This is a genomic window from Arthrobacter sp. 10N410 (assembly GCF_056394945.1).
The window spans coordinates 142,378-155,920 of record NZ_JBFTIP010000006.1; the positions used below are offsets into that span (position 1 = coordinate 142,378).

Genomic DNA, 13,543 nt, shown 5'->3' on the forward strand with positions numbered 1-13,543 from the left:
CGCGGAACAAAACCGCGCCGATTTCGGACAGCCGCACCGTGGACCCACGGTGCGGCTGTCCGTTTCCGCAGCGGAATCCGACGGCGGGCACGCGGTAAAGTTGGTACCACTATGACTACTCCTTCTGCGCCCGACGCCGCCTCCAGCACCGCCACCACGGAAATGACCCGTGAAGTCACCGCCGAAACCCCGGTCCGCGTCCGGTTCTGCCCGTCGCCGACCGGCACCCCGCACGTCGGCTTGATCCGCACGGCCCTCTTCAACTGGGCCCACGCGAAGCACACCAAGGGCACCTTCGTGTTCCGCATCGAGGACACGGACGCGGCACGCGACTCGGAGGAGAGCTACCAGCAGCTGCTCGAGGCGCTCAAGTGGCTCGGCATCAGCTGGGAAGAGGGCGTGGAAGTGGGCGGCCCGCACGAGCCGTACCGCCAGTCCCAGCGCCTGGACCTCTACAAGGACGTCGTGGCCAAGCTCCTGGAGGCCGGCTACGCCTACGAGTGCTACTCGTCCCCGGAGGAAGTCGAAGCCCGCCACCGCGCCGCCGGCCGCGACCCCAAGCTGGGCTACGACAACTTCGACCGGAACCTGTCCGAGGAACAGCTCGCTGCGTTCAAGGCCGAGGGCCGCAAGCCCGTACTGCGCGTGCGGATGCCCGACGAGGACGTCACCTTCACCGACATGGTCCGTGGCGAGATCACCTTCAAGGCCGGCAGCATCCCCGACTACGTGATCGTCCGTGCCGACGGCTCGCCGCTCTACACCCTGGTCAACCCGGTCGACGACGCCCTGATGGGTATCACGCACGTGCTGCGCGGCGAGGACCTGCTCTCCTCCACGCCCCGCCAGGTCGTCCTGATCCGCGCGCTCATGGAGATCGGCGTCGCCAGCTACCTGCCGGTCTTCGGGCACCTGCCGTACGTCATGGGCGAGGGCAACAAGAAGCTCTCCAAGCGCGACCCACAGTCCAACCTCTTCCTGCTCCGGGACCGCGGCTTCATTCCCGAAGGCCTGCTGAACTACCTGTCCCTGCTGGGCTGGAGCCTCTCCGCGGACGAGGACATCTTCACCGTTGAACAGCTGATCGAAAACTTCGACGTCAATGACGTGCTGGCCAACCCGGCCCGCTTCGACATCAAGAAGGCCGAAGCGATTAACGGCACGCACATCCGCATGCTGGACCCGGAGGACTTCCGCGGCCGCCTGGTTCCCTACCTGCAGTCCGCCGGCCTGGTCGGGGAGCAGCTGAGCGCCCGTGAGGAGGAGATCCTCGCGGAAGCAGCGCCGCTGATCCAGGAGCGCATCTCGCTGCTCGGCGAAGCGCCTGAGATGCTGGCCTTCCTGTTCAAGGCCGACGACGCGATCGACGTCGCCGACGACGCCCGCAAGGGCCTCCCGGAGAACCTGACCGAGGTGCTCGACGCGGCCCTGGCAGCGCTGGAACCCGTGGCCGACTGGACCGCGGACAACATCCAGGCCGCCCTCAAGGAGGCCCTGGTGGAAGGCCTGGGCGTGAAACCGCGCCTGGCGTTCGGCCCGGTCCGCACGGCCATCTCCGGGCGCCGGATCTCGCCGCCGCTGTTCGAGTCCATGGTCATCCTGGGCAAGGATTCGTCCCTGGCCCGCCTGCGCGCGTTCCGCGGCTGATGAACGGCGGGTCCGGGTCCGGGAGCGGGATCCTCGCCGCCGGTCTGGACGGCATCCGCGGGGTGCTATTCGACATCGACGACACCCTCGTGGACCTCGAGTTCGCGATGACGACCGCCCTGCGGGATGTCAGCGAGCACCTCCTTCCCGGTCTCGACGAGGCCGGCTGGGAGCGGTTCGGGCGGATCTTCACGCGGGAGACGACCCATTTCTACGACCGCTACCTGGCCGGCGAACTGAGCTTCAACGAACAACGGCTGCTGCGCGGCCGGGCCGCGCTGGGGCACTTCGGCGTCGAACTCGAGGAGGGCGAGCAGGCCCACCACTGGGTGAGCTCCTACGCCAGCCGCCAGCACAGCTACATCCGTGCCTTTGACGACGTGGCACCGCTGCTGGACGCGCTCGACGCCGCCGGAGTTCCGTACGGGGCGGTGAGCAACAATGTGCACGACTACCAGCGGGTGAAGCTGGACGCCGCCGGGCTGGGGCGCATCGGCGTCCTCGTGGGCACGGACACGGTCGGCGTGCCCAAGCCGGATCCCGCGATCTACCTCGAAGGGGTGCGCCGGCTCGGAACCGGGGCCGGCGAAACGCTGTATGTCGGCGACAACCGGCTTCTCGACGCGGAAGGCTCGACGGCGGCGGGCCTGCTGGGCGTGTGGCTGAACCGCGGCGGGGAGCCCGCCGCAGGCTTCTCCGGGCGCGAGATCGGTTCGCTGCTGGAGCTGCTGGCGTGAGCTTGCCGGCGCCTGTCGCCACAACAAAACGGCCCCGCCGGAGGATCCAATCCTCCGGCGGGGCCGTCTGCGTGACGGGCTAAGCCGCTTCCTGCGCGAGACGCCGTTCCTGTGCCAGTCGCCGGTTCCGCAGCGCCAGGTAGGCGCCCACAGCGCCCAGTCCGAGGAGCGCCACGAGACCCAGGGCCACTGCCACGTCAGCCTTGATCATGTTCGACGGCGACACCGCAGCTGCGCTGGAGTACAGCGTTCCGGTGCCTGCCGCCAGCCGGGCGTTCCCGTCGGCGAGCTTGCCGGCGCCGGTGGACAGCTGGGTGGAGCCCGAGGCCAGCTTGGTGCTGCCCTCGGAGAGCTGCGATGCTCCGCTGGCGAGGGCCGTGGAGCCCTTCAGCAGGCCGGGGTTGGCCGGATCCGCGGGGTCCCCGGCAATTCCGGTGTGCAGCGCCTGCGTGCCGTCCGCCAGCCGGGAGGTTCCATCAGTCATCCTGGCGGTGGCCTTGAGCAGGCCGGGGTGTTCGGGATCGCCCGGAACGCCGTCCATGCCGACCCGGATCTTGGCTGTGCCGGCGGCCAGCAGTTCGGTGCCCAGGACGACGCCGGGGCTGTTGGGATCGCGGCTGTTGAGTTTGCCGGCCAGGGTGGCGAATCCGGCCGTCAGCTTCCCGGTTCCGGCGTGGAGCTGGCCCGCTCCGGTGTTCAACTGGGCGCTCCCGGCCTCCAGCTGGCCGGCGCCGGACTGGAGCCGGCCCGCGCCGCCTTGGAGCTGGGACGCGCCGGCATCCAGCCGCTGGGCGCCGGCGAGGATCTTCGCAATCTTGTCCTTGACCACTGCCAGCGGCACGAGCCCCTGGACCGGGTCGTTGGCGGCCGCCTGCAGCAGCTCAAGCGCCTGGGCCAGCGCGGCGGTTCCGGTGCCGGCTTCAGGATTGTTGTTCGCTCCGCGGTAGCCCTTCAGCTGGTTGGTACCCGCCTTCAGCTGGTCGGTCCCGGCTTTCAACTGAGTGGCGCCGGCAGCGAGGCGGCCGGTCCCGTCGGCCAGTTTGGCCGCCCCGGCGTCGAGCTGGGTGGCGCCGTCGGCGAGGTTGTTCGGCGCCGTGCCGGAAGCGGTGGGCGTCAGGGCGGCGGAGAGCTGCACCGCCCCGGCGGCAAGCTTCTGCGCGCCGTCGTCCACCTTGTAGACGCCGGGTGCCAGTTTGTTGTTGACGTCCGTCTGGATCTTGACGGCCCCGGTGGCGAGGCTTTGGGCTCCGGCCTGCAGCTTCTCCGCGCCGGGGGCGAGCTTGTCCGCGATCCCGACCTGGATCTTCGCGGCGCCCTCCGAGAGTTTGCCGGCGCCAACGTCGGCCTGTCCGGCGCCGGTGGCAAGTTTGCCTGCGCCATCCTTCAACTGCTGTGCCCCGGCAGAGGCCAGTCCGGCCCCGTCATTGAGCCTCGCGGATCCGTCCGTGATGCGTCCGGTTACCAGGGTGTAGAACCCCAGTAGCGCGATCAGCAGGAGGGCCAGGATGGCGATGGCGATCTGTTGCGCCCGGGTGCGGGTTGGGACGGTAGCGGCACGACTCTGTGACACGGGTTGTTCCTCTCGACGATCTCGCCGGCAACGGCTCTGCTGCCGGCCCCCCGCAACTGTGATGCAGCTAACATCCAAAATTGGCCGTTATTCTGCCCGCAATTGAGTGGGGGAGGGGGTTGTTACTCGTTGGTAACTTACCGAGCGTAAACTTGGCGGAGCCGGATTGGCAAGGGTTTTTGCGGAGGAATCCCAAAAAGCGACGCTTGGAAGGGTCGGGAGGGGGTGCTGGCGGCGGTGCGGGCCGAGGCGGCGCCACCGATTTGTGCAAGGGAAAACTCTCGGGTAAAGTAATTACTCGTGCTGAGGCGCTGGGAGCGCGGGTTTCGACCTGCGGAACCGGCCCGAAGGTTCCATTGGGATATGGTGTAATTGGCAACACTACGGTTTCTGGTACCGTCATTCTAGGTTCGAGTCCTGGTATCCCAGCTCTGAATAATCCGCGGTTTTCCGCGGTGAATCAGGGGTTCCAAAGCGGCCTGGCCGATTTGGAACCCGCGCCGAGTTTATGAAATACTGACTTGGCTTGAACGGCAGAGATGCTGTTTGGAAAGTACCTGGCCCCATCGTATAGCGGCCTAGTACGCTGCCCTCTCACGGCGGTAACGCGGGTTCGAATCCCGCTGGGGTCACCATCGAAACGGTCCCGGGCATCAGCCCGGGGCCGTTTTCCGTTGCCGCGACCAACCTCCTGGACGCCGGCGGCCGTGCCCCGCCCGGCCCAACTGGCATGATGATGCAGTGAGCTCCAACGAAAGCACCGGCCTCCCCGGACCGCAGACCCCCGCCGCAAGCCAGGGCGCCGCCGTCGAGTTGCTTGAGGCTGTGCGGCGGGAACTGTCCACGGTGTCGTTGCCCCTGGCGTTGCCCGGGGCCGATACCGCGCGGCTCGACATCCGCCAGGTCCTGGCCCAGCTGGATGACTACATCCTGCCCCGCTACCGCAGCCTGGATGCGCCGTTGCTCGCCGTCGTCGGCGGTTCAACCGGCGCGGGCAAGTCCACGCTGGTTAACGGCCTGGTGGGCCACCCGGTGACCCGGGCAGGGGCGATCCGCCCGACCACCCGCCAGCCCATTTTGTTGCACCACCCCGGCGACGCCGAATGGTTCGAGGACCAGCGCGTGCTGCCGAGCCTGAGCCGAATCCGCGGAACGGTGGTCGCCGCGCCGCTGCCCGCACATCAGGCGGGCCCCACCCCGGACGCCGCCGCCGTCACCTCCCTGGTGCTCGCCGCGGACCCGGCCGTCCCGCAAGGCATCGCTCTGCTGGATGCCCCCGACGTCGACTCCATCTCGGATGACAACCGCCGGCTCGCCGGTCAGCTCCTCGCGGCCGCCGACCTGTGGGTGTTCGTCACCACTGCCAACCGCTACGCCGACGCCGTCCCTTGGCGCCTGCTGCTGGACGCCGCCTCTCGCGACATCATGGTGGCCATCGTTCTTGACCGCGTGCCGGCGGCGGCAGAGGAGGAGGTCAGCGCGGATCTCCAGGCCATGCTCAGCCGCGAAGGCCTGGGTTCCGCGCGGCTCTTCGTCGTGCCCGAGGTGGCGCTGGACGCCATGGGGATGCTGCCCGTCGACGCCGTCGCGCCGCTGCGCAGCTGGCTCCAGGAACTTGCCGCCGACGCGGCCGGCCGCGCGGCGATTGCCCGCCGGACGCTCAACGGCACGGTCAAGGCGCTGGGCGGCCGGGTCGAGGCCGTCGCGGACGCTGTGGCCGCCCAGCACCGCGCTGCCGGGCTGCTGGCCACGGACGCCAGCAGCGCGTACGAGGACGCCGTCGGCCGGATCCTCGACGCAACCCGCGACGGCGCCCTGCTGCGCGGTGAAGTCCTTGCCCGCTGGCAGGACTTTGTGGGCACCGGCGAGTTCTTCCGCGTCATGGAGCAGAACATAGGCCGGCTGCGGGACCGGATGGGCGCCTTCTTCCGGGGCGAACCCACCCCGGCCGTGCGGGTGGAAACTGCGATCGAAACAGGCCTGCAGGCTGTCATCCTTGACGAGGCCGCCAACGCCGCCGAAGACGCCGACCAGCGCTGGCGCTCCGACCCGGCCGGCCGCCAACTTCTGGGCACCGACGACCTCTCCGGCACCAGCGAGGGCTTCGCCGACGCCGTGGCCGCCGAGATCCGGGCCTGGCAAGGCAGCCTGATGGAGCTGATCCGGACCGAAGGCCAAGGCAAACGGAGCCAGGCACGCTGGCTCTCCTTTGGCATCAACGGTCTCGGCGCGGCACTGATGATCGTGGTCTTCTCGATGACCGCGGGCCTGACCGGCCTGGAGATCGGTGTGGCCGGCGGAACCGCCGTCGTGGGCCAGCGCGTGCTTGAAGCCGTCTTCGGCGAGGATGCGGTACGCCGGCTGGCTAAGACGGCGCGCGAGGATCTGCAGGTGCGCTGCCGGCGGCTGTTGCAGGCAGAGCAGCAGCGCTTCCTGGCACGGCTGGAGGTGCCCGACGGAGTGCCTCCGGCGATCCTCGCGGAGCAGGCCGCTGCGCTCGGCCGGCTGGCGGCCTCGGCATGAACCGCCACACCGCCGCCAAGCAGGCCTCGCAGCTGCACCGCCGGCTGGAGGCCCTCAACGAGGCCCGGGAGCTCGCCGCGGGCGCCCTGCCCGAGGAGACCCTGGCCGAGGTGCTCGGGGTCCTGGAACGGGCGAGTTCCCGCCGCTCGCTCTCGGCTGACCACACCGTGGTGGGCTTCTTCGGCGCGACCGGCAGCGGCAAATCATCGCTCTTCAACGCTGTCAGCGGCGAAGAAATCGCGACCGCAGCGGCACGGCGCCCCACCACCTCCGAGCCGTTGGCCGGCATCTGGGGTGCCGAGGGCAGCGACGGACTTCTCGACTGGCTGGACGTCCGTACCCGGCACCACGCCGCGGCGGTCCCCGGATTCGCCGACGAGACCACCGGGCTGATTCTGCTGGACCTGCCGGACTTCGACTCGACCCGCGCCGAAAACCGGGAGATCGTGCAGCGCATGGTGGGCCTCGTGGACGTCCTGGTGTGGGTGCTGGATCCACAAAAGTACGCCGACGCCGCGGTGCACATTGACTTCCTGGCCCCGCTGGCCTCGCACGCGGCCGTCACACTCGTGGTGCTCAACCAGGTGGACCGCCTGCCCGAACATGAGGTCCGGCCGGTGCTGGAATCCCTGAAGGGCATCCTGGCGCGGGACGGCCTGGGCAAAGTCCAGGTGCTGGGCGCCTCGGCCGTTGTCGGCACCGGCGTGGACAAGGTCCGGGCCGCCATCCGCCAGGTGGTCATGCAGCGGCTGGCGCTCTCGCAAAGGCTCGCCGCGGATGTCGACAGGGCCTCCGCGCGGCTTGCCGAGGCTTCGGGTGCGGGCGAGGCTGCGGGCGTCAAGGGAACCACCCGGGAGCGGCTGGCCGGGGAGTTGGCCGTCGCCGCGAACGTGCCGCTGGTGGTAGATGCCGTGGCACGGTCCTACCGGCAGGAGGCAACGCGCCGCACCGGTTGGCCGGTGACGCGCTGGCTGGTCCGGTTCCGGCCCGATCCGCTGCGGCGGCTGAACCTGCGACGGACCCAGGCGCGCCCGGAGCTGAACCGTACCTCGCTGCCGCCGGCCGGGGCCCCGGAGCGGGCCCGCACCGACGCCGCCGTGCGGGAGTTTGCCGACGCCGCGTCCGACGGCGCGCCGGGGCCCTGGCGCGCGGTCATCCGCGGTGCCGCCCGCGAGGGGAGAGAGCAGCTACCGGACGCTCTGGACCAGGCGATCGCCGGCACTGATCTTAAAGCCGGGCGCAGTTCCTGGTGGTGGACCGCCTTCAACGTGGTCCAGTGGCTGGGGCTGCTCGTTGCGCTCGGCGGCCTGGGCTGGCTGGGGGTGCTGGCCGCGCTGGGCTACTTCCAGCTGCCCGTGCCGGAGATTCCGCGAATCGAGGGCTGGCCCGTCCCCACCATCATGGTGGCCGGGGGAGTGCTGCTGGGCATCGTGCTGGCCCTCGCAGCAAGATTCATTGCCGGCGCCGCGGCGCGCGCCCGTGCGGCGGCCGCCAGGAAGCGGCTCCAGGCCGCGGTCGCCGCCGTCGCGGAGGAACTGGTGGTGGATCCGGTGGAACTGGAGATCAGCAGGCTCAAGTCCTTCAATGCCGCCTTGAAATCCGCGGCAGGCTGACGCCGCTCAGACAGTCAGCCGCCCAGCCAGTCGCCAGGAGTTCAGCGGCGTCGCGGACCTTGACCAGGGTCCTCAGGTTGCGCGTCGTGGTGCTGGCCTTGTACTTGGCCTTGGCGGAGAGCTTGCTGAAGGGGCTGTCGAGGGTGCCGCCGGCGGGAGCCAGCCACGCCACGGCCTCGGGCCCCAGCCGCGTCAGCTCCACCCCCTCGAGGGCGCTGCCGGCGTCGAACAGCTCGGAAAGTATCCCGGTATCAGAGGAGAGGGTGACATAGCTGTGCGTCGCGGTGTCGTCCGCCGGGTAGGGGCAGGCGTCGACGAGTTCGGCAACCCGGGAGGCTTCCAGCACCACCACCCAGGCGTCGTAGCCGAAAGTCTCCCGGAGGCAGGCCTCGAACTCGGCTTTCACGCCGGCCGCCGGAAGCTCACTGGCCAGCACCACGTTGCCGCTGGCCAAAAGCGTTTTCACGGCCGAAAACGGACGTGACTTGAGGGCCTCTTTGAGCTCGGCCATCTTGATATTGATTCCGCCCACGTTGACGCCGCGGAGGAAGACCGCATAGCTGTTCATGGCCACAGCCTAACTGCGATGTCCAGCGTTCCCCCGCGCAGGGGGCGTTAGTCGTTGGTCTTGCGCAGCGCCTCGGTCAGGACCCGGGCGGCGTTGCAGACCACCTCGGCGTGCAGGCGGCCGGGCTGGCGGGTCAGGCGTTCGATCGGGCCGGAAATAGAGACGGCGGCGATCACCCGTCCGGACGGGCCCCGGACCGGCGCCGAAACGGAGGCGACCCCCGGCTCGCGTTCGCCGAGGCTCTGTGCCCAGCCCCGGCGTCGTACTCCGGCCAGGACGGTGGGCGTGAAGCGGGCGGCCTGGAGGCCTTCGAGCAGGCGGTCGTGGTCTTCCCAAGCCAGCAGTACCTGGGCGGCGGAGCCTGCCTTCATGGAGAGCTGGGTGCCGACCGGGATGGTGTCCCTGAGGCCGATGGGCCGCTCGGCGGAGGCGACGCAGACGCGCCAGTCGCCCTGGCGGCGGAAGATCTGGGCGCTCTCGCCGGTGGCGTCGCGCAGCTGCATCAGCACCGGACCGGCGGAAGCGATCAGCCGGTCTTCGCCGGCTGCGGAGGCGAGTTCGACCAGCCGGCTGCCGAGCACGAAGCGGCCCTGGATGTCGCGGCTCACCAGGCGGTGGTGGACGAGCGCCAGCGCGAGGCGGTGCACCGTAGGCCGCGCGAGCCCGGTGGCCGCAACGAGCTGCGCCAGGGTGGTGGGGCCGGCCTCGAGCGCGTCGAGTACATGGGCCGCTTTATCGATGACGCCGACGCCACTAGAATTGTCCATGTAATGATATTGCCGTCTCAATATCTGAGATGCAAATCATTGCGCTGGCATATTTGACGGCAGTGCTGATTCAGTGGAGATCAACAACCAGCCGGAACGGGACCGTCGCGAAGCGATAGAGACAGTCACGCGGCAAAACAGCAGTGAAGGGAGCAGGCCGTGGCAAAGACATTGGCCGAGAAAGTCTGGGACGCACACGTGGTGCGCAAGGGGGACGGCGAAGGCGCCAACGCCCAGCCGGATCTCCTCTTCATTGACCTCCACCTCGTGCATGAGGTGACGTCCCCGCAGGCTTTCGAGGGCCTGCGGCTCGCCGGCCGCAAGCTGCGCCGGCCGGACCTCACCATCGCCACCGAGGACCACAACACTCCCACGCTGGCCATCGACAAGCCAATCGCGGACCTCACCAGCCGGACCCAAATCGAGACCCTGCGGAACAACTGCAAGGAGTTCGGCGTCCGCCTGCACTCCCTGGGTGACGCCGAGCAGGGGATCGTGCACGTGGTCGGCCCGCAGCTGGGCCTCACCCAGCCCGGCATGACCGTGGTCTGCGGCGACTCGCACACGTCAACCCATGGGGCTTTCGGGGCGCTCGCCATGGGCATCGGCACCTCCGAGGTGGAGCACGTCATGGCCACCCAGACGCTCTCGCTCAAGCCCTTCAAGACCATGGCAATTAACGTTGAGGGCACGCTGCGCCCCGGTGTGAGCGCCAAGGACATCATCCTGGCCGTCATCGCCAAGATCGGCACCGGCGGCGGGCAGGGCTACGTACTGGAATACCGTGGTTCCGCGATCCGGGCATTGTCGATGGAAGCCCGGATGACCATCTGCAACATGTCCATCGAGGCCGGCGCCCGCGCCGGACTGGTCGCCCCGGACCAGACCACCTACGACTACATGCACGGCCGCCCGCACGCGCCCCAGGGCGCGGACTGGGACGCCGCCGTCGAATACTGGAACACGCTGCGGACCGACGACGACGCGACGTTCGACGCCGAGGTGGACCTCGACGCCGACACGCTGGAACCGTTCGTGACGTGGGGGACCAACCCGGGCCAGGGTGTTTCCCTGTCCGCCAAGGTGCCCTCGCCCGCTGACTTCGGCGACGAGAACGCCAAGGCCGCCGCGGAACGCGCGCTGCAGTACATGGGCCTTGAAGCCGGCACGCCAATGAAGGACATCCGGGTCGATACCGTATTCCTGGGCTCCTGCACCAACTCCCGGATGGAGGACCTCCGGGCGGCGGCGGACATCATCCGCGGCCGGACCAAGGACCCGGACATCCGGATGCTGGTGGTGCCCGGTTCCGCCCGCGTCCGGCTCGAGGCAGAGGCCGAGGGACTGGACAAAGTCTTCACCGACTTCGGTGCGGAGTGGCGCTTTGCCGGCTGCTCAATGTGCCTGGGCATGAACCCGGACCAGCTGGAGGTGGGGGAGCGTTGCGCCTCCACATCCAACCGCAACTTCGAAGGACGCCAGGGCAAGGGCGGACGCACCCACCTCGTCTCGCCCGTCGTGGCAGCGGCGACGGCGGTCCGCGGCACGCTGAGCTCGCCGTCGGACCTGGACCCTGTGTCCGCATCCGCTGGCCGCCGTTCCGCCTCGGTGTAGCGCCCACCCCGACTGCACCGATCCACACAGCCACGAAGGATCCGCCATGGAAAAGTTCACCACCCACACCGGAATCGGTGTCCCGCTGCGCCAGAGCAACGTCGACACTGACCAGATCATCCCCGCCGTCTACCTCAAGCGCATCACCCGGACAGGGTTCGAGGACGCACTGTTCTCGGCCTGGCGCAAGGACCCGGCGTTCATCCTGAACCAGGAACCGTTCAGCGCCGGCTCCGTTCTGGTCGCCGGACCGGACTTCGGCACGGGCTCCTCACGCGAGCACGCCGTCTGGGCGCTGAAGGACTATGGCTTCAAGGCCGTGCTGTCCTCCCGCTTCGCGGACATCTTCCGCGGCAACTCGGGCAAGCAGGGATTACTGGCCGCCGAACTGGCGCAGGACGACATCGAACTGATCTGGAAAGTGCTGGAAAACGCTCCCGGCACCGAGGTCAGGGTTGACCTGGTCTCCAAAACGGTCGAATGCGGCAACGTGGTCGCGCCGTTCGAAATCGACGACTACACCCGCTGGCGCCTGCTTGAGGGGCTCGACGACATCGGCCTGACCCTGCAGCACGAGGAAGACATCACCGCTTACGAGGCCACGAGGCCGTCGTTCAAGCCCACGACGCTGCCAGCCAAGCTGTCCTAGGGGCGGTTGCTGCAGTTGTACGAGTGCCGCCGTCGGGTTGTGAGACCCGACGGCGGCACTTTTGCGTTGCTGTAAGCGGCCCAGGGCTCACTCACGATTCCTCAGTCTTCGACGTCCTGGACTGTTCTGGACAGCAGGCAGAACTCGTTGCCCTCGGGATCAGCCAGTACCACCCAGCTCACGTCCGGGCCCTGGCCCACGTCCGTGCGCCGCGCCCCGAGGGCGAGCAGGCGTTCCAGCTCCTCGGCGGTGGATACACCGTCAGCCCGCAGGTCGAAGTGCAGCCGGTTCTTGACCTTCTTGCTCTCGGGCACTGCGATCACATCGATGGAAGGCCGGGACTTGTCCCGGGGCGCGATGCTGATGATGTCGCTATCGTCTTCGACAACATGCCAGTCGAGGACGGCGCACCAGAAGTCGGCCACCACCTTTGGCCGGACGGCGTCGATTGCAATGGCGGCTAGTTGGCTTGGCATGGCCCCACGATAGCCCAGCACCCCCTGCCGTGGACAAGGGGGCCTTCGACCAACCACGGACGCAAATGTCCATACAACGCCGTGGCCGGGCGGCATGTTTATGCAGCCAGTCGCGTCGCAAGGCGGACGACCATGATGGCCTTGGCCCGGTGCCTGAGCATTCTGTTCTGGAGTGGAGGCTTTGGAGGGTCGTTGGTGTCCCTGTCCTCTCCGGAGTGCGGTTGCGGCCGGCAGGTGGCGTCGGTTCCCGGTAGTGGCGGGGCGGTGGAGTGGTAGCTGTGGCCGGTGGGGGTGGTGAGTTGGAGGGTGTGCCGGGGTCCGGGGCGGGGTTGTGCGTTCCAGCCGGGGGTTTCTTTGGTGTGGTTGCAGGCTTCGCAGAGTCCGGCGCCGTTGGCTGCTGTGGTTGCGCCGCCGGTGTGCCAGGGGATGATGTGGTCCAGGTGGCGGATCGGGGCGTCGCAGTACGGGGTCCGGCAGGTGTCGTCCCGGGCCTGGATTAACCGGCGCAGCCCGGGCGGGAAGATCCGGGCGCGGGAGTCCATGGCCACGAGTTCGCCGGTGGCCGGCGCGGTGTAGAGCCGGCGGACCCAGAGGGCGAAGGCGCGTTCGCCGGCCGAGCCGCCGGCCGCGTCCGCAGTGCCGGTGCCCGCGTCCCTCAGCAGGGCCCGGGCCCACCCTGCTGGGACGATGCCGTAGCCGGGGAGGCTGGCGGGTTCGCTGTCGGCCTGGAACAGGGTGCGGTCGGTCATGATGAGCTGGATGTCGATGCCGCTGATCCCGCCGGCTTTGCCGGTGGTGCGTTCGACCAGGGCATCGGCCATCAGCTGGCCCCGGGAACGGGGATCCCCGGCGGCGCGGGCAGCGTCTGCGTGCCGGGTGAGCGCGGCGTGCACGGCCACTCCCTCCGCGACGGGCAGCAGGGCGGTGAGGTAGCACATGGTGTCGGGGGCCGGGCGGAGGCTGACGTGGCGTTCGGTTTCGGCGCGGCCGGCGCGCCCGGTGATGGAGCGCGGGTCCCGCCGGTGCGCGGCGGCACGGGCCGCGGCGATGATGGCGCGGTCCCCGGCGCCGTCGAAGGTCCCGGCGTCGGGGGCGAGTTCATCGTCGACGGCGGCCCGGTCCGCGGGGGACAGGCAGGCGGTTTCGCGGACCAGGAGGGTGGCGCGCCATTCGTTGAGCTGGCCGGTTTCCAGGGCGGCGAGGGTGTGCGGCATTTCGGTGACGAGGGCGTTGGCCAGGCCCAGGAGTCTCCCGCCTTTGGCGGGGGATTCGCGCCGGGCGAGGGCGAGCTGCGCGCCGACGCCGGCGCCAAGCTGGTCGGCGGGAACCCCGGCCAGGGATTGTTCGCGGCGCTGGGACAGGTCGAAGGCGACGGCGTT

11 protein-coding genes and 2 tRNA genes are annotated in these 13,543 nt (G+C 69.2%); 8 read left to right on the forward strand and 5 right to left on the reverse strand.

The window, feature by feature from the left end:
* Positions 1-111 precede the first annotated feature (111 nt).
* Both gltX and AC1DB8_RS14015 read left to right on the forward strand, forming a co-directional pair.
* Positions 112-1,647 carry a glutamate--tRNA ligase gene (gene gltX / locus AC1DB8_RS14010; protein ID WP_476893364.1) on the forward strand — a complete coding sequence of 512 codons (1,536 nt, stop codon included), beginning with the start codon at positions 112-114 and terminating at the stop codon, positions 1,645-1,647.
* Complete coding sequence (locus AC1DB8_RS14015; protein WP_441417443.1) at positions 1,647-2,384, forward strand: HAD family hydrolase; 738 nt, start codon at positions 1,647-1,649, stop codon at positions 2,382-2,384. Before gltX ends, AC1DB8_RS14015 begins: the two co-directional genes overlap by 1 nt.
* Positions 2,385-2,463: 79 nt before the next feature.
* Here AC1DB8_RS14015 and AC1DB8_RS14020 read toward each other — a convergent pair whose 3' ends face one another.
* A complete protein-coding gene (locus AC1DB8_RS14020; protein ID WP_476893365.1) occupies positions 2,464-3,954 on the reverse strand; it encodes a hypothetical protein in 1,491 nt (496 codons plus the stop codon).
* Between the two features lie 357 nt (positions 3,955-4,311).
* Here AC1DB8_RS14020 and AC1DB8_RS14025 point away from each other — a divergent pair.
* The 4 genes from AC1DB8_RS14025 (at position 4,312) to AC1DB8_RS14040 (ending at position 8,090) form a co-directional block, all read left to right on the forward strand.
* Positions 4,312-4,383 (forward strand) — tRNA-Gln (locus AC1DB8_RS14025).
* Positions 4,384-4,513: 130 nt separating this feature from the next.
* Positions 4,514-4,589 (forward strand) — tRNA-Glu (locus AC1DB8_RS14030).
* Between the two features lie 106 nt (positions 4,590-4,695).
* Positions 4,696-6,477: a dynamin family protein gene (locus tag AC1DB8_RS14035; protein ID WP_476893366.1), complete on the forward strand. Its 1,782-nt coding sequence runs from the start codon at positions 4,696-4,698 to the stop codon at positions 6,475-6,477.
* Positions 6,474-8,090, forward strand: a complete 1,617-nt coding sequence (locus tag AC1DB8_RS14040; protein WP_476893367.1) for a GTPase — start codon at positions 6,474-6,476, stop codon at positions 8,088-8,090. Before AC1DB8_RS14035 ends, AC1DB8_RS14040 begins: the two co-directional genes overlap by 4 nt.
* Here AC1DB8_RS14040 and AC1DB8_RS14045 read toward each other — a convergent pair.
* On the reverse strand, positions 8,059-8,658 hold the full coding sequence (locus AC1DB8_RS14045) for a DUF1697 domain-containing protein (protein WP_476893368.1): 600 nt from the start codon (positions 8,656-8,658) through the stop codon (positions 8,059-8,061). The genes AC1DB8_RS14040 and AC1DB8_RS14045 overlap by 32 nt on opposite strands.
* Before the next feature lie 47 nt (positions 8,659-8,705).
* A complete protein-coding gene (locus AC1DB8_RS14050; protein ID WP_175322958.1) occupies positions 8,706-9,425 on the reverse strand; it encodes an IclR family transcriptional regulator in 720 nt (239 codons plus the stop codon).
* A 159-nt stretch (positions 9,426-9,584) separates the two neighbouring features.
* Between AC1DB8_RS14050 and leuC the strand changes: the two genes are divergently transcribed.
* Positions 9,585-11,039, forward strand: a complete 1,455-nt coding sequence (gene leuC, locus AC1DB8_RS14055; RefSeq protein WP_476893369.1) for a 3-isopropylmalate dehydratase large subunit — start codon at positions 9,585-9,587, stop codon at positions 11,037-11,039.
* Between the two features lie 46 nt (positions 11,040-11,085).
* Positions 11,086-11,688, forward strand: a complete 603-nt coding sequence (gene leuD, locus AC1DB8_RS14060) for a 3-isopropylmalate dehydratase small subunit (RefSeq protein ID WP_441417450.1) — start codon at positions 11,086-11,088, stop codon at positions 11,686-11,688.
* 101 nt (positions 11,689-11,789) lie between these two features.
* Here the strand turns inward: leuD and AC1DB8_RS14065 are convergent, their stop codons facing one another.
* On the reverse strand, positions 11,790-12,164 hold the full coding sequence (locus AC1DB8_RS14065) for a VOC family protein (RefSeq protein WP_476893370.1): 375 nt from the start codon (positions 12,162-12,164) through the stop codon (positions 11,790-11,792).
* Between the two features lie 98 nt (positions 12,165-12,262).
* Positions 12,263-13,543, reverse strand: a 1,281-nt coding sequence (locus AC1DB8_RS14070) for an HNH endonuclease (protein ID WP_476893371.1), incomplete at its 5' end; no start/stop codon positions are given.

Bases quoted from the DNA above. Each gene is read 5' to 3' on its own strand.
- gltX (WP_476893364.1), top strand. From the start codon at position 112: ATGACTACTCCTTCTGCGCCCGACGCCGCCTCCAGCACCGCCACCACG.
- AC1DB8_RS14050 (WP_175322958.1), bottom strand. From the start codon at position 9,425: ATGGACAATTCTAGTGGCGTCGGCGTCATCGATAAAGCGGCCCATGTA.
- AC1DB8_RS14045 (WP_476893368.1), bottom strand. From the start codon at position 8,658: ATGAACAGCTATGCGGTCTTCCTCCGCGGCGTCAACGTGGGCGGAATC.
- leuD (WP_441417450.1), top strand. From the start codon at position 11,086: ATGGAAAAGTTCACCACCCACACCGGAATCGGTGTCCCGCTGCGCCAG.
- AC1DB8_RS14040 (WP_476893367.1), top strand. From the start codon at position 6,474: ATGAACCGCCACACCGCCGCCAAGCAGGCCTCGCAGCTGCACCGCCGG.
- AC1DB8_RS14015 (WP_441417443.1), top strand. From the start codon at position 1,647: ATGAACGGCGGGTCCGGGTCCGGGAGCGGGATCCTCGCCGCCGGTCTG.
- AC1DB8_RS14065 (WP_476893370.1), bottom strand. From the start codon at position 12,164: ATGCCAAGCCAACTAGCCGCCATTGCAATCGACGCCGTCCGGCCAAAG.